24 protein-coding genes are annotated in these 22,174 nt (G+C 69.7%); 20 read left to right on the top strand and 4 right to left on the bottom strand.

Annotated features, from left to right (window positions below):
- Window positions 1–61 precede the first annotated feature (61 nt).
- From HDA45_RS09865 to HDA45_RS09820, 10 genes are read left to right on the top strand one after another with little or no spacing between them, the layout of a single operon-like run.
- On the top strand, window positions 62–871 hold the full coding sequence (locus HDA45_RS09865; protein ID WP_184893944.1) for a CoA transferase subunit A: 810 nt from the start codon (window positions 62–64) through the stop codon (window positions 869–871).
- Window positions 868–1,623: a CoA-transferase subunit beta gene (locus tag HDA45_RS09860; RefSeq protein ID WP_184893942.1), complete on the top strand. Its 756-nt coding sequence runs from the start codon at window positions 868–870 to the stop codon at window positions 1,621–1,623. The genes HDA45_RS09865 and HDA45_RS09860 overlap by 4 nt, the downstream gene beginning before the upstream one ends.
- Window positions 1,620–2,798 carry a thiolase family protein gene (locus HDA45_RS09855; protein WP_184893940.1) on the top strand — a complete coding sequence of 393 codons (1,179 nt, stop codon included), beginning with the start codon at window positions 1,620–1,622 and terminating at the stop codon, window positions 2,796–2,798. The genes HDA45_RS09860 and HDA45_RS09855 overlap by 4 nt, the downstream gene beginning before the upstream one ends.
- 30 nt (window positions 2,799–2,828) lie before the next feature.
- Complete coding sequence (gene pcaH, locus HDA45_RS09850; protein ID WP_184893938.1) at window positions 2,829–3,563, top strand: protocatechuate 3,4-dioxygenase subunit beta; 735 nt, start codon at window positions 2,829–2,831, stop codon at window positions 3,561–3,563.
- On the top strand, window positions 3,563–4,111 hold the full coding sequence (gene pcaG / locus HDA45_RS09845) for a protocatechuate 3,4-dioxygenase subunit alpha (RefSeq protein WP_184893936.1): 549 nt from the start codon (window positions 3,563–3,565) through the stop codon (window positions 4,109–4,111). Before pcaH ends, pcaG begins: the two co-directional genes overlap by 1 nt.
- Window positions 4,112–4,118: 7 nt before the next feature.
- Window positions 4,119–4,898, top strand: a complete 780-nt coding sequence (gene pcaD / locus HDA45_RS09840) for a 3-oxoadipate enol-lactonase (protein ID WP_184905470.1) — start codon at window positions 4,119–4,121, stop codon at window positions 4,896–4,898.
- Window positions 4,895–5,299 carry a 4-carboxymuconolactone decarboxylase gene (pcaC, locus tag HDA45_RS09835; protein WP_184893934.1) on the top strand — a complete coding sequence of 135 codons (405 nt, stop codon included), beginning with the start codon at window positions 4,895–4,897 and terminating at the stop codon, window positions 5,297–5,299. The genes pcaD and pcaC overlap by 4 nt, the downstream gene beginning before the upstream one ends.
- 9 nt (window positions 5,300–5,308) lie before the next feature.
- Window positions 5,309–6,115: an IclR family transcriptional regulator domain-containing protein gene (locus tag HDA45_RS09830; protein ID WP_184893932.1), complete on the top strand. Its 807-nt coding sequence runs from the start codon at window positions 5,309–5,311 to the stop codon at window positions 6,113–6,115.
- The gene (locus HDA45_RS09825) at window positions 6,108–6,677 is read left to right on the top strand and encodes a nucleotidyltransferase family protein (protein ID WP_184893930.1); all 570 of its coding nucleotides are present in this window, start codon (window positions 6,108–6,110) and stop codon (window positions 6,675–6,677) included. The genes HDA45_RS09830 and HDA45_RS09825 overlap by 8 nt, the downstream gene beginning before the upstream one ends.
- Before the next feature lie 31 nt (window positions 6,678–6,708).
- Window positions 6,709–7,581, top strand: coding sequence for an AAA family ATPase (locus HDA45_RS09820; protein ID WP_184893928.1), 873 nt, complete (start codon window positions 6,709–6,711; stop codon window positions 7,579–7,581).
- Window positions 7,582–7,587: 6 nt separating this feature from the next.
- On the opposite strand, the gene HDA45_RS09815 is transcribed toward HDA45_RS09820, so the two are convergent.
- Window positions 7,588–8,607 carry an aldo/keto reductase gene (locus tag HDA45_RS09815; RefSeq protein ID WP_184905469.1) on the bottom strand — a complete coding sequence of 340 codons (1,020 nt, stop codon included), beginning with the start codon at window positions 8,605–8,607 and terminating at the stop codon, window positions 7,588–7,590.
- Window positions 8,608–8,701: 94 nt separating this feature from the next.
- On the opposite strand from HDA45_RS09815, the gene HDA45_RS09810 reads away from it, so the two are divergent.
- Window positions 8,702–9,268: a TetR/AcrR family transcriptional regulator gene (locus HDA45_RS09810; RefSeq protein WP_184893926.1), complete on the top strand. Its 567-nt coding sequence runs from the start codon at window positions 8,702–8,704 to the stop codon at window positions 9,266–9,268.
- Here HDA45_RS09810 and HDA45_RS09805 read toward each other — a convergent pair.
- A complete protein-coding gene (locus tag HDA45_RS09805) occupies window positions 9,265–10,299 on the bottom strand; it encodes a nucleoside hydrolase (protein WP_184893924.1) in 1,035 nt (344 codons plus the stop codon). The two genes, HDA45_RS09810 and HDA45_RS09805, sit on opposite strands and share 4 nt — an antisense overlap.
- 93 nt (window positions 10,300–10,392) lie before the next feature.
- On the opposite strand from HDA45_RS09805, the gene HDA45_RS09800 reads away from it, so the two are divergent.
- Genes HDA45_RS09800 through HDA45_RS09790 form a run of 3 tightly spaced genes read left to right on the top strand, consistent with a single transcriptional unit; the run spans window position 10,393 to window position 13,826 of the window.
- Window positions 10,393–11,610: an FAD-dependent oxidoreductase gene (locus HDA45_RS09800; protein ID WP_184893923.1), complete on the top strand. Its 1,218-nt coding sequence runs from the start codon at window positions 10,393–10,395 to the stop codon at window positions 11,608–11,610.
- A 7-nt stretch (window positions 11,611–11,617) separates the two neighbouring features.
- Window positions 11,618–12,721, top strand: coding sequence for a VWA domain-containing protein (locus HDA45_RS09795; protein WP_184893921.1), 1,104 nt, complete (start codon window positions 11,618–11,620; stop codon window positions 12,719–12,721).
- A complete protein-coding gene (locus HDA45_RS09790; RefSeq protein WP_184893919.1) occupies window positions 12,714–13,826 on the top strand; it encodes an XdhC family protein in 1,113 nt (370 codons plus the stop codon). Before HDA45_RS09795 ends, HDA45_RS09790 begins: the two co-directional genes overlap by 8 nt.
- On the opposite strand, the gene HDA45_RS09785 is transcribed toward HDA45_RS09790, so the two are convergent.
- A complete protein-coding gene (locus HDA45_RS09785; protein WP_184893917.1) occupies window positions 13,804–14,283 on the bottom strand; it encodes an AsnC family transcriptional regulator in 480 nt (159 codons plus the stop codon). The two genes, HDA45_RS09790 and HDA45_RS09785, sit on opposite strands and share 23 nt — an antisense overlap.
- A 70-nt stretch (window positions 14,284–14,353) precedes the next feature.
- Between HDA45_RS09785 and HDA45_RS09780 the strand changes: the two genes are divergently transcribed.
- The 6 genes from HDA45_RS09780 (at window position 14,354) to HDA45_RS09755 (ending at window position 21,239) form a co-directional block, all read left to right on the top strand.
- The gene (locus HDA45_RS09780; protein ID WP_184893915.1) at window positions 14,354–15,289 is read left to right on the top strand and encodes a threonine ammonia-lyase; all 936 of its coding nucleotides are present in this window, start codon (window positions 14,354–14,356) and stop codon (window positions 15,287–15,289) included.
- Window positions 15,290–15,661: 372 nt separating this feature from the next.
- Window positions 15,662–16,192 carry a (2Fe-2S)-binding protein gene (locus HDA45_RS09775; RefSeq protein WP_037303592.1) on the top strand — a complete coding sequence of 177 codons (531 nt, stop codon included), beginning with the start codon at window positions 15,662–15,664 and terminating at the stop codon, window positions 16,190–16,192.
- Window positions 16,192–18,630 (top strand): xanthine dehydrogenase family protein molybdopterin-binding subunit, encoded by a 2,439-nt coding sequence (locus HDA45_RS09770; protein ID WP_184893913.1) that lies wholly within the window; start codon window positions 16,192–16,194, stop codon window positions 18,628–18,630. The genes HDA45_RS09775 and HDA45_RS09770 overlap by 1 nt, the downstream gene beginning before the upstream one ends.
- Entirely contained in the window at window positions 18,627–19,481 is an 855-nt protein-coding gene (locus HDA45_RS09765; RefSeq protein ID WP_184893911.1) for an FAD binding domain-containing protein, read from the top strand. Before HDA45_RS09770 ends, HDA45_RS09765 begins: the two co-directional genes overlap by 4 nt.
- Before the next feature lie 18 nt (window positions 19,482–19,499).
- Window positions 19,500–20,138 carry an SRPBCC domain-containing protein gene (locus HDA45_RS09760; protein ID WP_184893909.1) on the top strand — a complete coding sequence of 213 codons (639 nt, stop codon included), beginning with the start codon at window positions 19,500–19,502 and terminating at the stop codon, window positions 20,136–20,138.
- 42 nt (window positions 20,139–20,180) lie between these two features.
- Window positions 20,181–21,239, top strand: coding sequence for an NAD(P)-binding domain-containing protein (locus tag HDA45_RS09755; protein ID WP_184893908.1), 1,059 nt, complete (start codon window positions 20,181–20,183; stop codon window positions 21,237–21,239).
- Here the strand turns inward: HDA45_RS09755 and HDA45_RS09750 are convergent.
- On the bottom strand, window positions 21,208–22,074 hold the full coding sequence (locus tag HDA45_RS09750) for an alpha/beta hydrolase (RefSeq protein ID WP_184893906.1): 867 nt from the start codon (window positions 22,072–22,074) through the stop codon (window positions 21,208–21,210). The genes HDA45_RS09755 and HDA45_RS09750 overlap by 32 nt on opposite strands.
- Between the last annotated feature and the right edge of the window lie 100 nt (window positions 22,075–22,174).

The following is a 22,174-nucleotide window of genomic DNA, read 5'->3' as shown; positions in this document are numbered from 1 at the left end:
CCGGCTGTGCTATGTTCAGATACAGAACAAGTGTGCGCGATACGAACAACCGGGAGTGGGGATGGCGGAGCTGCTGTCGTTGAAGGAGGCCGTGGCGCGGCTGGTGCGCGATGGCGACATCGTCGCGCTCGAGGGCTTCACGCACCTCATTCCCGTCGCCGCCGGCCACGAGATCATCCGCCAGCGCCGCACCGGTCTGACGCTGGTCCGCATGACCCCGGACATCGTTTACGACCAGCTCATCGGCGCGGGCTGCGCGAGCAAGCTGATCTTCTCGTGGGGTGGCAATCCCGGCGTCGGCTCGCTGCACCGTTTCCGTGACGCGGTCCAGCATTCCTGGCCGGTGCCCCTGGAGATAGAGGAACACAGTCACGCGGGCATGGCGAATCGGTACGTCGCCGGCGCCTCGGGTCTGCCGTTCGCCGTGCTGCGCGGCTACACGGGCACCGATCTCCCCGCGCAGACCGACACGATCAAGCCCATCACCTGCCCGTTCACCGGTGAGCGGCTCGCCGCCGTCCCCGCCCTCAACCCGGACGTGACGATCGTGCACGCCCAGCGCGCCGATCGGGCGGGCAACGTCCAGATCTGGGGTATCACCGGCGTGCAGAAGGAGGCGGTGCTGGCGGCGAAACGATCGCTGATCACCGTCGAGGAGGTCGTGGACGAACTGGAGCCCCGTCCGGGTGCGATCGTGCTGCCGTCGTGGGCGGTGACAGCCGTCGCCGAGGTGCCTGGTGGCGCGAAGCCGTCGTACGCGGCGGGGTACTACGAGCGGGACAACGACGCGTACCAGGCATGGGACGCGATCGGCCGGGACAGGGAGAGCTTCACCCGCTGGCTCGACGAGCTGACGGGAGTGAAGGCATGACCGAGTACACCTCCGACGAGATGATGAGCGTCGCCGCCGCTCGCGCGCTCGGTGACTGGATGTCCTGTTTCGTGGGCATCGGCCTGCCCAGCACGGCCGCCAACCTGGCCCGCCGCGGGCACGCGCCGAACCTCACGCTGATCTACGAATCCGGGTGTCTCGGCGCCAAACCGAGCCGTCTCCCGCTGTCCATCGGCGACGGCGAACTCGCCGACACCGCGGACGCGGTGGTCAGTGTCCCCGAGGTCTTCAACTACTGGCTCCAGCCCGGCCGGATCGACGTCGGCTTCCTCGGTGCCGCCCAGCTGGACAAGTTCGGCAACATCAACACCACCGTCATCGGCCCGGACTACGCCAATCCCAAGGTGCGGCTCCCCGGGGCGGGCGGGGCGCCGGAGATCGCCGCTTCCTGTCGCGAGGTGTTCGTGGTGCTCCGGCAGAGCCCCCGCACGTTCGTCGAGAAGGTCGACTTCGTGACGTCGTTCGGTCACGGCACCGGCAAGGGCGACCGCGAGCGGCTCGGCCTCCCCGGCGCCGGGCCGACGCTGGTGGTCACCGACCTCGGCCTGATGCGGCCGGACCCGGAGACCGCCGAGCTCACGCTCACCGAACTGCACCCCGGGATCGAGGTCGATCAGGTCGTCGAGGCGACCGGGTGGAAACTGAAGGTGGCAGGCGACCTGGGAACCACCCCGGCACCGACCGAGGCAGAACTCCGCATCCTCCGAGACCTCAAAAGGGCGAGCGCATGACCGACGTCTTCCTGTTCGACGCCATCCGTACCCCGTTCGGCAAGTACGGCGGCGCCCTGTCCGGGGTCCGGCCGGACGACCTCGCCGCCACCGTGCTGCGGGCGCTGGCCGAGCGCAACGACCTCGACCCGGCCACGGTGGACGAGGTGGTGCTCGGCGACGCCAACGGCGCGGGCGAGGACAACCGCAACGTCGCGCGGATGGCGGCGCTGCTGGCGGGCTGGCCGACGACGGTGCCCGGCGCCACGGTCAACCGGCTGTGCGGCTCCGGTCTCGACGCGGTCATGCAGGCGAGCCGGTCGGTCCAGGTCGGCGACGCTTCGCTCGCCGTCGCGGGCGGGGTCGAGTCGATGAGCCGCTCCCCGCTGGTCATGCAGAAGCCGGAGAAGGCCTTCCCCGCCGGAAACCAGACGCTGTACTCCACCGCGCTGGGCTGGCGCATGGTCAACCCGAAGATGCCCGAGCAGTGGACGGTCTCGCTCGGCGAGTCCACCGAGCAGCTCGCCGAGCGTTACGGCATCGGCCGCGACGAGCAGGACGCGTTCGCCGTCCGCAGTCACGTCAACGCCGCCCGCGCCTGGGACGAGGGGTTCTACGACGATCACGTCGTACCCGTCGAGGGTGTCGAACTCACTCATGACGAGGGCATCCGGCCTGGCTCCAGCACGGAGAAGCTCGCGAAGCTCAAGCCCGTCTTCCGTCCACAAGGGACGGTCACCGCCGCGAACGCGTCGCCGCTGAACGACGGCGCCTCCGCCCTGCTGCTCGGCGACGAGGCCGCCGGGAAGCGGCTCGGCAAAGATCCGCTGGCGCGGATCGCGGGCCGGGGCGCCGCGGGCGTCGATCCCGACGTCTTCGGTATCGGGCCGGTCCGCGCGGCCGAGATCGCCTTGGAGCGGGCCGGGATCGGCTGGGAAGACCTGGCGGCCGTGGAACTGAACGAGGCCTTCGCCGCGCAGTCGCTGGCCTGCCTGCGGGACTGGTCGAAGCTCGACCCGGAGATCGTCAACGTCAACGGCGGCGCGATCGCGATCGGGCATCCGCTGGGCGCCTCCGGCGGCCGGATCCTCGGCACGCTGGCCCATCACCTGCGTCGCACCGGCGGCCGGTGGGGGCTGGCGGCGATCTGCATCGGTGTCGGCCAGGGGCTGGCCGTCGTCCTCGAAGCCCGCTAAAGCTCACTGACCGCGCCTGGAGGAGGCAGCATGTCCGCACCCGCAGAACTGAGGCTCCCGCGCTATCGGCGCGATCCGGAGGGGACGCATCCCCCGCTCGACTACGCCGGGTACCGGTCGACGGCGCTGCGCCATCCCCAAGAGCCGTTGATCGTCCTTCCGCATCTGCTGACCGAGGTCACCGGTCCGGCGCTGGGCCCGGGGCGGATCGGCGAATTCGACAACGACCTCACCCAAGGCCACGAGGGCGAGCCGCAGGGGCAGCGGATCATCGTCACCGGACGGCTGCTCGACGGTGACGGGCGGCCGGTCCGGGATTCACTCGTGGAGATCTGGCAGGCGAACGCGGGCGGCCGGTACCGGCACACCGGGGATCGCTGGCCGTCACCGATCGACCCCCATTTCGACGGCGCGGGCAGGACACTGACCGACAGCGAGGGCCGCTACACCTTCACCACCATCAAACCGGGCGCGTACCCGTGGAAGAACCACGACAACGCCTGGCGGCCGGCGCACATCCACTTCTCCGTCTTCGGCAGCGCGTTCACCCAGCGGCTGGTCACCCAGATGTACTTCCCGGAAGACCCGCTGTTCTCGCAGGACCCGATCTTCAACTCCATTCCGGACGAGAAGGCCCGGCAGCGGATGATCGCGCGGTTCGACCTCGACCGCACCGAAGCCGAATGGGCGCTGGCCTTCCAGTTCGACATCGTCGTGCGCGGTCGCGAGGCGTCGGTCTTCGAGGACGAGGAGGACGAGCACTGATGCCGGAGACGACGCCTTCCCAGACCGTCGGCCCGTACCTGTCCATCGGCCTGCCCTGGCCGGACGGGCCGGAGGTCGTCCCCGCGGACGAACCGGCCGCGATCCGCATCCACGGCCGGGTGCTCGACGGCGCGGGCGACCCCGTTCCGGACGCGATGATCGAGACCTGGCAGGCCGACGCCGACGGCCGGTTCGATCACCCCGACGATCCGCGCGGAGCGGTCGCGAGCGGGTTCCGGGGTTTCGGGCGCTGCCCGACCGATCCGGACGGCAACTACGAGATCCGGACGATCAAGCCCGGCCTGGTGCCCGGTCCGGCGGGCAGCACCCAGGCACCGCATATCGACGTCTCGGTGCTCGCCCGCGGTCTGCTGCACCGCGTCGTCACCCGGATCTACTTCGAGGACGACGACACTTCCCAGGACCCGGTGCTGGCCTCGGTGCCGGAGAGCCGCCGGAGCACGTTGATCGCCACCAAGACGGACGAGGGCTACCGGTTCGACGTCCGGTTGCAGGGCGCGGGGGAAACGGTGTTCTTCGATGTCTGAGTTTTCGATGTCTCAGCCGGTGAAGGTGCACAGCGTCGCGGAAGGGCCCGCGGACGGTCCTGCCGTGGTGTTCAGCGGATCGCTCGGCAGTGACCACCGTATGTGGGAACCGCAGGTGAAACCCTTGGTGGACAAAGGGTTCCGGGTGATCCGGTACGACACCCGCGGGCAGGGCGCGTCCCCGGTGCCGCCCGGGCCGTACACGCTCGAGGATCTCGGCGGTGACCTGCTCGCGCTGCTCGACGAGCACGGCGTCGAACGCGCCCATTTCGTCGGGCTCTCGCTCGGCGGGATGACCGGGATGTGGCTGGGCGTCAACGCGCCGGACCGGATCGAGAGTCTCACGCTGTGCTGCACGTCCGCGAAACTGGGGCCGCCGCGGATGTGGGCGGACAGGGCGAGGACGGTCCGGGAGAACGGCACCGGGTCGGTCGCCGAAGCCGGGGTCGGCCGCTGGGTGACGGCCGGGTACGGCGCCGCGTATCCCGGCAGCGTCGGCTACCTGCGCGAGATGATCGCGAGCGTCCCCGCCGAGGGCTACGCGGCGTCCTGCGAGGCCATCGAACGGATGGACCTGGTCGGCGATCTGCCCAAGATCGCGGCACGGACGCTGGTCATCGCCGGGGCCGAGGATCCGGCCACCCCGGTCGAGCACGCCGAGGTGATCGCGGGCGGCGTTCCGGACGCGCGGCTCGAGGTCGTCGAGGGCGCCGCGCATCTGGGGAGCTTCGAACAGCCGGAGCGGTTCACCGCGCTGATCCTCGAACATCTGGAGGTGGCCCGATGAGCGAAGACCCCTATGAGACCGGCATGCGGGTGCGCCGCGAAGTCCTCGGCGACGCGCACGTCGATCGCGCGGTCGCCCGCACCACCGAGTTCAGCCGCCCGTTCCAGGACTACATCACCCGGGGCGCGTGGGGTTCGGTCTGGTCGCGCGACGGGCTCGACCGCAAGACCCGCAGCTGTGTCACCCTGGCCGCGCTCACCGCGCTGCACGCTCACGACGAGCTCGCCATGCACGTCCGAGCCGCCGTCCACAATGGACTCACCGCCCAGGAGATCTCCGAGGTCCTGCTGCACACCGCCGTCTACGCGGGCGCCCCGGCCGCCAACGCGGCGTTCGCCGTCGCCCAGCGGGTGCTGGCCGAACTCGGTGAGCCTGCGGCTCAGGAAGGGGGTGACGGTTAGGGTTCCGGTATGGACGAAGGCGAGGTGACCGAGCGCGGAGCGCACCATGTCCAGTCGCTGGAACGCGGGCTGGCGGTGATCAAGGCGTTCAACGCGGACGCGGCGGAACTCACGCTGAGCGACGTCGCCCGCTCGACAGGGCTGACCAGGGCGGCAGCCCGCCGGTTCCTGCTCACCCTCGTCGACCTGGGGTACGTGCGCACGGACGGCAAGTACTTCTCGCTCACCGCGCGGGTCCTCGAACTCGGCTACTCGTACCTGTCGAGCCTGTCGCTGCCCGAGGTCGCCCAGCCGCATCTGGAACGGCTGTCCGCCGAGGTGCGCGAGTCGAGTTCGGTCTCGGTGCTCGAAGGCCTGGACATCGTCTACGTCGCGCGCGTGGCCGTTTCGCGGATCATGACCGTCAGCATCAACGTCGGCACCCGCTTCCCGGCCCACGCGACATCGATGGGGCACGTCCTGCTGGCCGGGCTCGAAGGCGAAGACCTGCACGGCTACTTCGACGCGGCCAAACTCGAGAAACTGACCGCGCACACGCTGACCAGGCAGCAGGACCTGATCGCCGAGCTGGAGCGGGTCTACCGGCAGGGTTACGCGATGGTCGACCAGGAACTCGAAGAGGGTCTCCGCTCGATCGCCGCGCCGATCCGGGACAGGCGGGGCAGGGTCGTGGCCGCGGTCAACCTCTCCACCCACGCCAGCCGCACGACACCGGAGTCGGTCGAGCGTGAACTGCTGCCGTCGCTGCTCGCGGCGGCACGGGCCATCGAGACCGATCTGGCCTCGGCGCCGCCGACCAGGGCGAGCCATGGCTGAGGTCGCCGGGCTGCTGCTCGCGGCCGGGGCCGGACGCCGGTTCGGCGGGCCGAAAGCGCTGGCCGTTCTCGACGGGGAGCCGTTCGTCGTCCGGGCGCTGAGGGTGCTCACCGACGCCGGCTGCGCACCTGTCCGGGTGGTACTGGGCGCTTCGGCCGAGGAAGTTCGCGGCCTCCTGCCCGGGCAAGAGGCCGCCGTCGTGGCCGAAGACTGGGAGTCCGGCATGGGCGCGTCCCTGCGCGCGGGTTTGAGGGCCTTGGAACCGACCAGCGCCGAGGCCGCCGTCGTGCACCTCGTGGATCTGCCCGGAGTCGGTGCCGAAGTGGTGCGCCGAGTCGCCGCCGGAGCCGACGAGAACACCGTCGCGCGCGCCGCCTATGAAGGCGTTCCCGGTCATCCCGTCGTACTCGGCCGTCGCTGGTGGCCGGAGATCGTGGCGGGCGCGTCCGGGGACAAGGGCGCGCGCGACTGGCTCAAGGGGCGTCCGGACCTGCGGCTCGTCGAATGCGGCGACCTCGGCACCGGGCACGACGTGGATCGCCGCGAGGATCTTCCAGGCTGATCTCCGGCTCACCGAGGCCTACGATCGGGACGTGACCGTCGAATCGCCCGAGAAACTGGCCGAAGCCCTCGAATCGGTCGGCTACCTCGCCGACGACGGCATCGCCACGGCCGGGTTCCTCGCGTTGCGGCTCGGCCGCCCGCTGTTCTGCGAGGGTGAGCCGGGTACCGGCAAGACCTCACTCGCCTTGGGGCTGGCCGAGGCGCTCGGCATGCCGCTCATCCGGCTCCAGTGCCACGAAGGGATCGACGCGGCGCAGGCACTGTACGAATGGGACTTCCCCCGCCAGTTGCTGCATTTGCGCGCCCTCGAAGCCGCGGGTGACGGCGGCCTCGACGTCGAGGCCGCCGAGCAGTCCCTTTACACCGAACGATTCCTGCTCTCCCGGCCGCTGCTGAAGGCGTTGCAGACCGCGCCGTGTGTCCTGCTGGTCGACGAGATCGACAGGGCCGACGACGAGTTCGAAGCCTTCCTGCTGCAACTCCTCGACGAGAACGCGGTGACGATCCCCGAGTTCGGCGAGGTGCGCGCCGAACATCCGCCGCTCGTGGTGCTCACCTCCAACCGGACGCGGGAGGTGCACGACGCGCTGAAGCGCCGCTGTCTCTATCACTGGCTCGAACACCCGGACCTCGGCCGCGAGATCGAGATCCTGCGCCGCAAGATCCCGGATCTGGGCGAAGGGCTCGCGGCCCAGGTCGCGACGGCGGTGCAGCGGCTCCGGACGATGGAGTTGCTGAAGCCGCCCGGAGTGGCGGAATCCCTGGACTGGGCTCAGGCGCTCCTCGCACTCGGGATGTCCGAATTGGACGCCGCGACGGGCGCGCGGACACTCGGCTCGGTGCTCAAGTACAGCGAGGATCTCGACAGGGTCCGCGCCAAACTGGACAAACTGCTCGCCTGAACAGGGTCAGCGACGCCGCAGCGCCGGGTCGAGCAGCGACGGCGGGGTGTCCATCTTCTCTTCCGGGGCGAGATCGGTGCCCGGCGCGACGATCTCGTCGATCGCGTCGAGGACGTCGGCCGGAAGCACCGTGTCCGCGGCGGCGAGTTGCGACTCCAGGTGCGCCAGGGTGCGCGGCCCGATGATCGCGCTGGTCACGCCCGGATGTGCGACGACGAAACCGAGCGCGAGCTGGATCAGGCTCAGGCCCGCCTGTTCGGCGACCTTGACCAGCCGCTCGACGGCCTCGAGCCGAGCCCGGTTGACGGGCAGGGTCAGGTCGAAGCGTCGCGGGAGGACGGCCGATCGGTTCGTGGCGATCTCGCGGCCTTCGCGGACGGCGCCCGAAAGCCAGCCCGAAGCGAGCGGGCTCCACGCCAGCACGCCGAGCCCGTATTCCTCGGTCACGGGCAGCACGTGTGTTTCGATACCGCGCTGCAGGATCGAATAGCTGGGCTGCTCGGTGACGTACCGGCTCAGGTGGTGTTCGCGGGCGGCCCACTGCGCCTGCACGACGCGGTACGCGGGGAAGGTCGACGAGCCGAAGTAGCGGATCTTCCCCGCGCGCTGCAGATCGGTCAGCGCCGAGAGGGTCTCCTCGTCGCTGGTCTTCGGATCCCAGCGGTGGATCTGGTAGAGGTCGACATGGTCGACGCCGAGGCGGCGCAGGCTGTTGTCCAACTCGGTGACCAGCCAGCGGCGTGAAGCGCCCTGGTGGTTGCGCTCGTCGCCCATCGGCATGGTCGCCTTCGTGGCCAGCACGATGTCTTCACGACGGCCGGCGATGGCCTTGCCGACCATCCTCTCCGACTCGCCGGCGCTGTACATGTCGGCGGTGTCGACGAAGTTGATCCCGCCCTCCAGCGCGGCGTCGACGATGGCGGTGGCCTCGTCCTGATCCGTGCGCCCGATCGCGCCGAAATTCATCGCGCCGAGCGCGAGGGTGCTGACCTGCACACCGGTCCTGCCCAAGGTGCGGTACTGCATGACGGTGTCCTCCATGGCAAGATGAGCAAGCGGAACGTTGCTCCGCTAACGATACGGAGCATTGTTCCGTTTGGCAACCCGAAGGAGTGGTGTGATGAGCGAAGAGGGCACCAAGGCCAAGCGCGCGGACGCCCGGCGCAACGAGAAAACCCTGCTCGACGCGGCCGCCGCCGTCTTCGTCACCTCGGGTGTCGAGGCGCCGGTCCGTGACATCGCGGCGAAAGCGGGCGTCGGGATGGGCACGATCTACCGGCACTTCCCGACCAGGGCCGACCTCATCATCGCCGTCTATCGGCATCAGGTCGACGCCTGCGCCGAAGCCGGGCCGGAACTGCTGGCGTCGAGCGCTTCGCCGTACGAGGCGCTACGGCGCTGGATCGACCTCTTCGTCGACTTCCTGGTCACCAAACACGGCCTCGCCGGCGCTTTCCAGGCGGACAACACCGGTTTCGAGACGTTGCACGCCTACTTCCTCGACCGTCTGCTGCCCGTCTGCGCGCAGTTGCTCGACGCCTCGGCGAAGGCCGGTGAGATCCGCTCCGATCTGCAGGCGATCGAGGTCATGCGCGGCGTCGGGAACCTCTGCATCGGCGCCGACAGCGACCCCCGCTACAACGCGCGCCGGATGGTCGAGGTCTTCATCGCGGGACTGCGGACCTAGCCGTTCAGCATCTTCAGGAAGCCGTTCTCCCACGCGACGGGATCGGCGTCGTAGCCGATGTACTGCGAAGTTCCCCTCGGCGTCACGTAAGTACGGCCCGCCGCGGCGCCGTCCTGCCGCACGTCGACCTTCGCCTTCCGCAGCTTCACCGGGCTCACGGTGTCGAGCACCTCGGACGAGGCGAGCGTGTCCCACCAGAACGCCGTCCCGTCCTGGACGTACGGCGCGAGGTCGGGCTGCGTGACGATCGCGTGCACCAGTTTCGCTTCCGCGGTCCGGCCTTCCCGGCCCAGACGCTCCACATAGGACGGTGTGATCGGGACGTCGTTCGTGGCGTCCAACGGAACGATGTCGACGCGGCGCAGCCCGGCGAAGACCTTGTCCGCCGAAGCGGGGTCCAGCCACATGTTGACCTCTTGGGTGCCGTCGAACTTCCCGGCGTCCGGGCCGAACACGTTGCCGGGGACGTCGAAGGCGCCGCCCATCACCGAGAGCCGCGAAATCCGCTGCGCCACCCCGGGAACGTCCATGGCCTTCGCGACATTCGTGAGCGGGCCGGTCGCGATCACGACGACCGGCTTGGCCGATTCGAGCACCGTCGCGGCGAGCAGTGCCGACGCCCGGATCTTGGACGGCCTGTCCGGCACACCCGCGTCGCCGAGCGCGCCGTTGAGGATGCTTTCGGTCCAGGCGCGGCCATCGGCGGGCATCGGGTTCACGCCGGTTTCGGAACCGTCGGCGACCGGGATGCCGGAGAGACCGCATTTCCCGAGCGCCGTCCGCACGTGGGTCAGCGCACGCCCGGGGATCCCGGCGCCGTTGTTGGTGACGGTGACCGCGCGCAGGTCGATGCGGCGCTGTTCGTGCGCTCGGCACAGGTACGCGAGGGTCGCGATGTCCGCGAAATCGGAGTCGCCGTCGTACACGACCGGGACCGGGGAAGACGCGGGAGCCGCCGAGGCGGCCGGGGCCGCGGCCGCCCCGAGGGCCAGTGCGAGCAGGGCGGCGAGTACGGCACGGGACGAGAACATGGCGTCACCGTAGCGAGAATTCCCGGCGGGACCTAGGTCCTCTTCGGAGCCGATCACGTGGCAACGGCTCGCCGGGCGCGCTACAACTCGATTATGGAACGGACACAGTGCTGTGTGGTGGGGGGCGGTCCGGCGGGGATGGTGCTCGGACTCTTGCTGGCGCGAGCCGGGGTCGAGGTCACCGTTCTCGAAAAGCACAAGGACTTCTTTCGCGATTTCCGTGGTGACACGGTGCATCCGCCGACGTTGATGTTGCTCGACGAACTCGGGCTCGGCGGCCGGTTCGCGGAATTGCCGTCGCGGCGGCTGGAGAAGATGCGGATGGTGATCGGCGGCACGACGATCGTCGCCGCCGATTTCCGCCGGATCCCCGGGCCGTACAAGTACATCGCGATGGTCCCGCAGTGGGATTTCCTGAACCTGCTCGCCGAAGCCGCGGCGGAGGAACCGACGTTCACCCTGCGGATGGGCGCCGAGGTCACCGGTCTGCGCCAGGGCGGCGGGGTGCGCTACCGCGATTCCGACGGCGTGGAACGGGAACTGGCGGCGTCGCTCGTGGTCGGCTGCGACGGCCGGGACTCCTTGGTGCGCGCGGAAGCGGGGCTCGTGCCGAACGAGTACGACGTGCCGATGGACGTGTGGTGGGTCCGCGTGCCCAAGCTCGAAGACACGGGCAAGGAGGCCCAGGTGTTCGGCTGTTTCGCGAACGGCCTCGCCGGTATGACGATGGATCGCGGCGACTACTACCAGACGTCGTACCTGATCCGGAAGGGCCAGGACGAGGCACAGCGAGCCGAGGGCATCGAGAAGTTCCGCGAACGGATCGGCGGCCTGTTCGGCTGGGGAGAGGGCGAACTCGCCGCGATCCGCGACTGGGACGACGTCAAACTGCTGAAGGTGCGGATGTCCAAGCTTCCGCACTGGTACTCCGAGCGGGTGCTCTGCATCGGCGACGCCGCGCACGCGATGTCACCGGCGGGCGGGATGGGCGTCAACATCGCGGTGCAGGACGCCGTGGCGGCCGCGCGGATCCTCGCCGGCCCGCTGCGGCGCGGCTCGCTGACCGCGCGCGACCTGGGCCGTGTACAGCGCCGCCGGAACTTTGTCGTCACGCTCACCCAGAAGATGCAACTGGGTGAGCACAAGATGCTCGTCGAGCCCGCGCTCGACGGGACGCTCACCGAGCGGACCATCCCCCTGCCCCTCCGGATTTCGGACCGGTTTCCGCTGCTCACGGGCCTGAGCGCGTTCATGGGTGGTATCGGTCCTCTCCGTGAGAAGACCCCGGTCTTCGCGCGGCGAGGTTCATAATGGAGAGGTGACCGACCCACTCGCGGGTTTCGTCGGCTTCGCGGAGGCTTTGCGCGAAGCCGGTTTGCCGTGCGACGCGCACCGAGTGCAGGCGTACCTCGAGGCCGTCGGCGAGGTCGATCTGGCCGATCCCGAGCAGCTGTACTGGGCCGGACGGCTGACATTGTGCGCAGACCCCGACGACCTTCCTCGCTACGACGTCGCTTTCGACAGCTGGTTCACCGACGCGGAAACCGGACCACGGCGGCGCGGCAAGGAAGCGGCTCCGAAACGCGCCAGGATCGCCACGCTCGCGCAGTCGCCGAGCCAGGGCGAGTCCGGCGCTGAGCCCGATCAGCTCCGGGTGGCCGCGAGTGCGGACGAGGTCCTGCGCCATCGCGACCTCGCCGAACTGACCGTCGCCGAACGCGCTCACCTGCGGGAACTCCTCGCGAAACTGCGCCCGGCCCTCCCGTCGCGGACCTCGCCGCGCCGCCGCGCCGCCCGGCGGGGAACCCTCGATCCGTCGCGCACGCTCCGGGCGATGCTGGCCGGAGGCGGTGAGCCGGTGCGCCTGGCGTACCGGAAGAGGGGCACCAAACCACGCCGTCTGGTCCTCCTGATTGACGTCTCCGGCTCGATGGGGCCGTACGCGGACGCGCTGCTGCGGTTCGCGCACGTCGTCGCCCGGCGCGCCCACGGCCGGGTCGAGGTGTTCACGCTCGGCACCAGGCTCACCAGGGTGTCCCGTCAGTTGCGGTCACGCGATCCCGAGCACGCGATGCTCACCGCGGCCGCCGCGGTCCCCGATTTCGCGGGCGGGACCAGACTCGGCGAGACCCTGCGGGCCTTCCTCGACCGCTGGGGACAACGCGGTGTGGCCAGGCGTTCCGTGGTCACCGTGTTCTCCGACGGCTGGGAACGGGGCGACCCCGGCCTGCTCGGCGAGCAGCTCGCCAGGCTGCGGCGGCTCGCGCACGCCGTATTCTGGGTGAATCCGCACGCGGGGCGCGCGGGTTACGCTCCCGTGCAGTCCGGCATCGTGGCCGCGCTCCCGTACCTCGATCGGCTGCTCGCCGGACACAGCTTGGCCACTTTGGAACGACTGCTCGTGGAGATCGCCGATGCGTGACGTACTGGACGAACTTCACCGCCGCTGGGCGGCCGGTGAGACCGTGGGGGTCGGCACGGTGGTGGCGACGTTCTCGTCGGCACCACGGAGCCCGGGCGCGGCGATGCTCGTCGCGCCGGACGGCACGGTCACCGGCAGTGTCTCCGGTGGCTGCGTCGAGGGCGCCGTCTACGAACTCGCGCAGCAGGTGGTCGCCGAGCGCGCCCCCGTGCTGCAGCGCTACGGCGTCAGCGACGACGACGCGTTCGCGGTCGGGCTGACCTGCGGCGGGATCATCGACATCTACGTCCAGCACGTCGACCGCGACTCGATGCCGGAACTCGGCGACGTCGTCGAGTCCGTCCACAGTGGACAGCCAGTCGCCGTCGTGACGGTGATCGAACACGAAGCCGAAGGCCTGGTCGGCGAGCATCTGATCGTCTGGCCGGATCGTGTCGCCGGTTCGCTCGGCTCCTCGCGGATGGACGACGCCGTCATCGACGACGCGCGCGGCATGCTCGTGGCGGGCCGCACCGGCACGCTGCACTACGGACCGGACGGACAGCGCCGCGGCGAGGGGATGACGGTCTTCGTCAACTCTTTCGAGCCGCCCGCGCGCCTGCTGGTCTTCGGCGCGATCGACTTCGCGGCCGCGATGGCGAAAATGGGCGCGTATCTCGGCTACCAGGTCACCGTCTGCGACGCGCGGCCCGTGTTCGCGACGAAGAGCCGGTTCCCCGACGCGCACGAGGTCGTCGTCGACTGGCCGCACCGCTACCTCCGCGCCGAAGCCGACGCGGGCCGGATCGACGGCCGGACCGCGATCGCCGTGCTCACCCACGACCCGAAGTTCGACGTGCCGCTGCTGGAGGTCGCGTTGCGTCTCGACGTCGGCTACATCGGCGCGATGGGCTCGCGCAAGACCCACGACGACCGGTTCGCGCGGCTGCGCGAGGCCGGGGTCACCGAGGCGGAACTCGAACGGCTGTCCTCGCCGATCGGCCTCGATCTCGGCGCGCGGACACCCGAAGAGACCGCCGTGTCGATCGCGGCGGAGATCATCGCGCTGCGGTGGAACGGGTCGGGTTCGAGGCTCGCCGAGCTCACCGGCCGGATCCACGGCTGACGCCGGGAACCGGGACAGCCTGACTCGACTTGACGACGTCGAAGGCGGGCAGCGTCTCGAACCGTTTGACGTGCTCGGTGAACAGGTCCCGGGACAGGTACCGGCTCGCCTTGAGATCCGGCGTGAGCAGGACGACGACGTAATCCCACTGCCCGACGATGCTGTAGCAGTGCTGGACGCCGGGTTCGGCCAGCATGCGCTCGCGGAACGCCGTGTGGTGCTCGATGTCGTCGTCGGTCAGCGCGACCAGGATGACCGACGTCATCCCGGCGCCCAGCGCCTCCGGATCGAGCACGGCGACCTGGGCGCGGATCACGCCCTCGGCGCGTAACCGGGTCAACCGTCGCTGGACCGCGCTCGGGGAAAGGCCGACGGCGTCACCCAGATCATGCAGCGGACGCGAGGCGTCGACCTGGACGAGGTCGAGCAGCAGGTGGTCGATCTCGTCGAGAGTCACGCAAGATTTTTGCACGCGGGCGGGAAAATTTACAATCGCGGTGATCGTCTTCCCGCCTAGTTTGAGCTTCATGACCGACATCGACCTGCAGCTGGACCACGTCGCCGAGGCGGCGAAGGTGATCGATCCCGTTTTCCTGAACTCCCCGCAGTACAGCGACGGACAGCTGAACGAGCGGCTCGGCCGTCGCGTGCTGGTGAAGATCGAGACGCTGAATCCGTTGCGCAGCTTCAAAGGCCGCGGCGCGGACTACTTCGCCGCCGGGTTGGCGCCGGGGACGACCATGGTGTGCGGGACCAGCGGCAACTTCGGGCAGGCCGTCGCGTTCGCCGCCGGGAAGCACGGCCTGCGGGCCGAAGTGTTCGTCCCCGCCACCATCGCCCCGGTCAAACTCCGGCGGATGAAGGCGCTGGGCGCTCGCGTGCGCCGGGTCGACGGGGAGGCGAAGGTCGCCGCGGCGACCTTCGCCGCCGAGGCCCCGGATCGCGTCTTCGTGGTCGACGGCCGTGAGCCCGCGATCTCCGAAGGGGCGGGCACGATCGGCCTGGAACTGGCGCGGGAGAGCGGGATCGACACGGTCGTGCTCCCGGTCGGCGACGGCGCGCTGATCGCCGGGGTCGCGCTCTGGCTCAAGGCGCATACGCCGGACGTCCGGATCGTCGGCGTCGGCACCACGTCCGCGCCCGCCATGGCGAAGAGCTGGGAGGCGGGGGAGCCGGTCACCGCGGACCGGGCGAACTGGTTCGCCGGCGGGATCTCGATCCGGACCCCGGAACCGGAATCCGTGCGGCGGCTGCGGTCCCTGGTCGACGACTTCGTCCTGGTCACCGACGACGATCTGCGCGCGGCCATGCGACTGGGCGCGGAGACCCTCGGCGTCGTCCCGGAACCCGCCGGCGCCGCCGGACTGGCCGCGCTGACCGTGCACGGCATCCCCGGCGAGTTGGCCGCCACCGTGGTCACCGGGGCGAACGCCGATCTCTCGGTGCTGGGTATGACGGGCTGAGCTTGCGCCTCGGCTTCGGGTGTCGCGAAAGCCACTTTCGGGACATCAGATGTCCCGAAAGTGGCTTTCGCGACATCGGGGTGGGGGATTCCAGTACCGAGTGGACGGTGCGTTGCCGCCCGGCTTTCCCGAGCGTTTGAAATAGTCCTCACGGAACCGCACTTGCGGAGAAAATCGCTAAGTGGCAACGCCTTTGCGGGTCCGCTCGGGAGTCACCCCCTGGTGGGGGTTGTCCCGGCCGGGCAGAAGTAGCACGCTCGACTGTGAGTCCGATCACGGTCCTCCCGGGGTCGGTCCGTGACAACTTCAATGACCGGCCGCTCCCGAACGACCCCGGACCAGCGCGGGGTTTCTCTTGCTTTTGGAGGCCTGATGCGCATCACCGTCACCGTCGACGGCACCAGCTACACAGACGACGTCGAACCCCGCACCCTGCTCGTGCACCATCTGCGCGAACGGGTCGGGAAGGTGGGCACCGTGGTCGGTTGCGACACCAGCAACTGCGGAGCCTGCACCGTCCATCTCGACGGGCACAGCGTGAAATCCTGTTCGGTCCTCGCGGTCCAGGCCGACGGCTGCGAGGTCACCACGATCGAGGGGCTCGCCCGCGACGGCGAACTGCATCCGGTGCAGAAGGCCTTCCACGAGAATCACGCGCTCCAGTGCGGTTTCTGCACGCCCGGCATGATCATGCAGTCGATCGACCTGCTCGCCGACAATCCCGATCCGGACGAGAAGGCCGTCCGAGAAGGACTCGAAGGCAACCTGTGCCGCTGCACGGGTTACCAGAACATCGTCCGCGCGGTGCGCGACGCCGCCCATCAGATGCGGCCCGGTGCGGGTCCCGAAGCCGAGCGGCTCGCCTCGGACACCGCCTCCCGCGTCGGCGCCGGTGGTGAGTGATGACCTCCACGATCGAACCGGAGGTCGGCAAGTCGCGTCGCCGCAAGGAGGACGAGCGCCTCATCACCGGCAGGACGCGCTGGACCGACAACCTGACCCTGCCCGGCATGCTGCACCTCGCGGTGCTCCGCAGCCCGTTCGCGCACGCCAAGATCGTCTCGATCGACGTCACCGAGGCCAAGTCGGCACCGGGCGTCGTCGCGGTCTACACCGGGAAGGACCTCGACCCCGAGAGTGCCATCGGCATGCCGTGCGCGTGGCCGATCACGCCGGACATGAAGTCCCCAAGGCGGCCCATCCTCGCTTCGGACACGGTGAACTTCGCCGGTGAAGGGGTCGCGGTGGTCGTCGCCAGGACGGCGGCCGAAGCGCAGGACGCGCTCGAAGCGATCGACGTCGACTACGACGAGCTGCCGGTGGTCCTCGGGCTCGAGAACGCGCTCGCCGAGGGCGCGCCGTTGGTGCACGAGGAGCTCGGCACCAACCAGAACGCGGTGTGGGTCTTCGATTCCGCGGGCGCGGGAACGGGATCCGACGTCGAGGACGCGATCGCGAACTCCGAGGTCGTGCTCAAGCGGCGCTTCCGTCAGCAGCGCCTGGTGCCGGCGTTCATGGAGCCGCGGGCGTGCGTCGTCGATCCGACGGGCAGTCAGCTGGTCATGTGGTCGGCCACCCAGGTCCCGCACATCCTCAAGACGATGACCGCGGCCACGCTCGGCCTGCCCGAGCACAAGGTGCGGGTGATCGCGCCGGACGTCGGCGGCGGGTTCGGCGGCAAGATCGCCGTGCTGCCCGAAGAGATGATGTCGACGCTGATCGCGCAACGGCTCGGCAAACCGGTCAAATGGACCGAGTCCCGTTCGGAGACGATGGTCGCCGCGCATCACGGCCGCGACCAGATCCAGGATCTCACCATCACCGCGAACCGCGACGGAACGGTGACCGGCCTCAAGGTCGAACTGCTCGCCGACATGGGCGCGTACCTCGGCCTCGTCGGCCCCGGTGTGCCGATCCTCGGCGCCTTCATGTTCAACGCCATCTACAAGTTCCCGGCGTACCACTTCGCCTGCACCAACGTGTTCACCAACACCACGCTCACCGACGCGTATCGCGGCGCCGGGCGGCCGGAGGCCACGTTCGGGATCGAGCGGATCATGGACGAACTCGCCGTCGAACTGGGCATGGACCCGATGGAGCTCCGCGAGAAGAACTGGATCAAGCACGAGGAGTTCCCGTTCACCACGGTGGCCGGGCTGACCTACGACTCGGGCAACTACGAGGCCGCCACCGCGAAGGCCAAGGAACTCTTCGATTACGACGGTCTCCGCCGGGAACAGAAGGAGCGGCGGGAATCCGGCGACTCCGTCCAGCTCGGCATCGGCATCTCGACGTTCACCGAGATGTGCGGCCTCGCGCCGTCGCGGGTGCTCGGCTCGCTCGACTACGCGGCGGGCGGCTGGGAGCACGCGGAGATCCGGGTGCTGCCCACCGGCAAGATCGAGGTGATCACCGGCGCCTCCGCGCACGGCCAGGGCCATGAGACGGCCTGGAGCCAGATCGTCGCCGACAAACTCGGCGTCCCGTTCGAGGACATCGAGGTCATCCACGGCGACACCCAGTCCTCGCACAAGGGGATGGACACCTACGGCTCGCGGTCGCTGGTGGTCGGCGGGATCGCGGTGGTCAAGGCGGCGGACAAGGTGCTCGCCAAGGCCAAACCGATCGCGGCGCATCTGATGGAATGCGCCGAGGACGACCTCGAATTCGAGGCGGGCAAGTTCTCCGTCAAGGGCACGGATTCCGCGACGTCCATCCAGGACATCGCGTGGGCCGTGTTCTCGGCGCACAATCTGCCGGACGGCGTCGAACCCTCGCTGGATTCGGCGGACACGTTCGATCCGGAGAACTTCTCCTTTCCGCACGGCACGCATCTGTGCGCGGCCGAGGTCGACACCGAGACCGGACGCGTGCGGTTGCGCTCCTACGTCTGCGTCGACGACGTCGGCGTGGCCGTCAATCCGCTGATCGTCGAAGGCCAGGTGCACGGCGGACTCGCGCAGGGCATCGCGCAGGCGCTGTTCGAGGAGGCCGTCCACGACGAAGGAGGGACGCTGACCACCGGGACCTTCGCCGACTACCTGCTCCCGTCGGCGGCGGATCTGCCCAGTTTCACCACCGACCGCACCGAAACACCGTCGACGACGAACCCGTTGGGCGCCAAGGGAGTCGGCGAGGCGGGCACGATCGCCTCGACACCGGCGGTGGTCAACGCCGTGATCGACGCCGTCCGGCACTTCGGGGTGGACGACATCGAAATGCCGTTGACCCCGATGCGGGTCTGGCACGCCATCCAGCACCAGACGGCCGCCGAGGGCGGGCTGGGCTCCGAAGCCGGAGGCGGTCTCGGTTCGATCGACGCAACCGGAGGTGCCCAGTGATCCCGGCTCCGTTCGACTACGTCGCCCCGTCCACAGTGGACGAAGCGGTGAGCGCGCTCGCCGAAGCGGGCGAGGACGCCAAAGTGCTGGCAGGCGGGCAAAGCCTGCTTCCGGTGCTGCGGATGCGGCTCGCCACGCCGACCACGCTGATCGACCTCGGGAAGGTCGGCGAGCTGCGTGGCGTCCGCGAGGAGGGCGACGCGCTGGTCATCGGTTCGATGACGACGCACTACGACGTCCAGCGGGACGCGCTGGTCGCCGAACACGCCGAACTGCTCAAGGCCGCCACCGACACGGTGGCCGATCCGCAGATCCGCCATCGCGGCACGTTCGGCGGCGCCATCGCGCACGCCGATCCCGCCGGTGACCTGCTGGCGCCCGTCCTCGCACTCGGCTGCGAGCTCGTCGTCGCCGGGCCGGACGGGCGGCGGACGGTCGCCGCGGCGGACTTCTTCCAGGACATGTTCACCACCGCGCTCGCCGCGGACGAGATCCTGGTCGAGGTCCGCGTGCCGAAGCACACCGGCTGGCACGCCCACTACGAGAAGTTCAACCGGGTCGCGCAGGCGTGGTCGATGGTCGCGGTCGCGGCCTGCGTCCGCACCGAGGCGGGCACCATCGAGGAGGCACGTGTCGCGCTCACCAACATGGGCTCGACGCCGGTGCGGGCGGCCGGGGTCGAGGCGGCGCTGGTCGGCTGCGCGGCCACCGCCGAGGCGATCCGCGGCGCGGCCGAACACGCGGCCGAAGGCACCGACCCGACGGCGGACGGCAACTCCGACGTCGAATACCGGCGGCATCTCGCCAGGGTGCTGACCGGCCGGGCGGTCCTCGCCGCGGCAGGCTCCTGAGAGAAGGGAGGTCGGCCCGTGCGGCTCGACCACGCATTCACCGTTCCCGCCCCGGTCGACGAGGTCTGGAAGGCCGTCGTCGACCCGGAACGGGTGGCGCCGTGCATGCCGGGCGCCACCGTCACCGAAGTCGACGGGGACGCCTTCAAAGGCACGGTGAAGGTCAAGCTCGGGCCGATCTCCCTGCTCTACAAGGGTGGCGGCCATTTCGTCGAGAAAGACCTCGACGCGAGGAAAGTGGTGATCAAGGCGTCCGGCAAGGACGCCCGAGGGGCGGGCACGGCCTCGGCGACGGTGACGCTCACCCTGACCGAGAAGGACGGCGTCACCCACGGCGCCGTCGCCACGGAACTGGCGGTCACCGGCAAACCGGCGCAGTTCGGACGCGGGATGATCTCCGAAGTCGGCGGCAAGATCCTCGACTCGTTCGCGGACTGCCTGTCCGGCAAGCTCGGTACGGCCGAACCCGAGAAGCCCGAAACCCCGCAGCGCCCGCCGTTGAAAGCGGTGAAACCGGTGGAGGAGGGCGAACCCATCGACCTGATGGAGTACGCGGGCGAGTCCGTGGTCAAACGGGTGGCACCGGTGCTGGTGATCCTCGCCGGGGTCCTCCTGATCGTCGCGATCGTGCGGGCTGTGACGCGGCGGACACCGTGACAGAGAAGGAAATAGCTGCGTCCGCCAGCCGTTGAACCCGGTATGAAGGCGGATCACGAAGTCGACGTGGCGGTGATCGGGGCGGGCCAAGCCGGTCTGTCGGCGGCGTATCACCTGCGCCGCGCGGGATTCGCCAACGAGGCGGGTTTCGTCGTGCTCGACCACGGCAAGCGGCCCGGCGGCGCGTGGCAGTACCGCTGGCCTTCGCTGATCGTGGAGAAGGTCCACGGCATCTACGACCTCCCCGGGATGGGCTTCGGCACCCCGGATCCGAAACTGCCCGCCGCCGACGTGGTTTCCGAGTACTTCGGCCGCTTCGAGCGCACCTACGACCTCCCGGTCCACCGGCCCGTCGACGTCCTGTCGGTCAGCGCCGAGGAAGACCGGCTGGTCGTCGCGAGCGCGGCGGAGACCTGGGCCGCCCGCGCGGTGATCAGCGCGACAGGCACCTGGGACAGGCCGTTCTGGCCGTACTACCCGGGGCAGGAGACCTTCCGCGGCCGCCAGGTGCACACCGCCGACTACACCGGTGCCGGCGAGTTCCGCGGCAAACGGGTCGTCGTGGTCGGCGGTGGCGCGTCGGCCGTCCAGTTGCTGCTGGAGATCGCGCCTTTCGCGCACTCGACGCGCTGGGTGACCCGGCGCCCGCCGGTCTGGCGTGATGAGCCGTTCAGCGAGGACTGGGGCCGTGAGGCCGTCGCGAAGGTCGACAGGCGGGTCCGGGAGGGCCTGCCGCCGAAAAGCGTCGTCAGCGTGACGGATCTGGCCGTGACGCCCGAGGTGCCGGCGGGGCTGGACGCGGGGATCCTCGACCGTCACCCGATGTTCGAGCGGATCACCCCGGACGGCGTGAGGTGGGCGGACGGGACCTTCGAGCCCGCCGACATCATCCTGTGGGCCACCGGTTTCCGCGCCGCCATCGACCATCTCGCGCCGCTGCGCCTGCGCGGATCCGGTGGCGGTATCCGGATGGACGGCACCCGGGTCGTCGCCGAACCGCGTCTGCACCTGGTCGGTTACGGCCCGTCCGCCAGCACCGTCGGCGCGAACAGGGCGGGCCGCTCCGCCGTCACCGAGATCCGGCGCTTGCTCGGACGCTGAGGTCGTCGAGGATCTCGGCCAGCCCCGCGGGCTTGCGGAAGAAGCCGGCGTGACTGCTCTCGAGGTCGCGGACGTCGTAGGGGTTGTCCGGGGTGAGCGCGTCGCCCTCGGCGATGTAGAGGTCCTGGGCGGTCAACGGCATCGAACGATCCTCGAGCAGCCGCACGAACGTGCGCGGGATCCTGCCCCAGGAGTCCTTGTCGGCGCGGTGGTCCCACGAGGGGTCGGCCAGCCAGAACACCTCGTCCGGCTGGCTCGTGACGACGACCTGGAGGAACTCCTCCTCGGTGAGTTCGCCGGAGATGGCGTCCCGCAGCGCGGCGCGCCGCACGCGGTCGGCGCCGCGCCAGTTGACCCGGATGAAGCCCTGGCGCGTCGGATCGCCGACCATGAGCGGCGCCGTCGCGGTGAACAAAGCGGAGGACGACCATTCGGGCAGCGCCGGGTATTCGCCGGGGGCGCGCTCGACCGGGCACTGTGCGGCGATGTAGACGACGTGGTCGATCAATTCCGGGATCGCGTTGGCGGCGGCGGTGACCGGGAGCCCGCCGAAACTGTGCGCGACCAGGACGACCGGACCGTGATGGCGGGCCAGCTGGACCGCGTCGACGACCTGCCCGGTGAAGTCGTCGGCGGTCAGGCCGCTCACCGCCGACGGTTCGGCCGCGAAGGTCTCGAGGTCCTGTTCGTAATAGGCCTGGGTGAAACCCGCGCCCCGGCCCGGGAGATCGAGTGCGAGTGTCCGATGCCCGCGTGACGCCATCTCTCGCTGGGTGACCGTCCAAGCGTGTGCGGAACTTCCCGAACCGTGCACGAAGACGAAAGTGGGAATCATGCTGCCGAGTGTGGCGGATACCGGGGGCCGGCGGGAACCGTCGCCCCAAAGGGTGGAAAAGAATGATCGGCGGGGCGTGCACGGTTCTCGTTATCGGCAT

It is taken from the genome of Amycolatopsis umgeniensis, assembly GCF_014205155.1.
GTDB lineage: Bacteria > Actinomycetota > Actinomycetes > Mycobacteriales > Pseudonocardiaceae > Amycolatopsis > Amycolatopsis umgeniensis.
The sequence above is the reverse complement of the archived record's forward strand: the minus strand, read 5'-3'. Positions and strand labels throughout refer to the sequence as shown.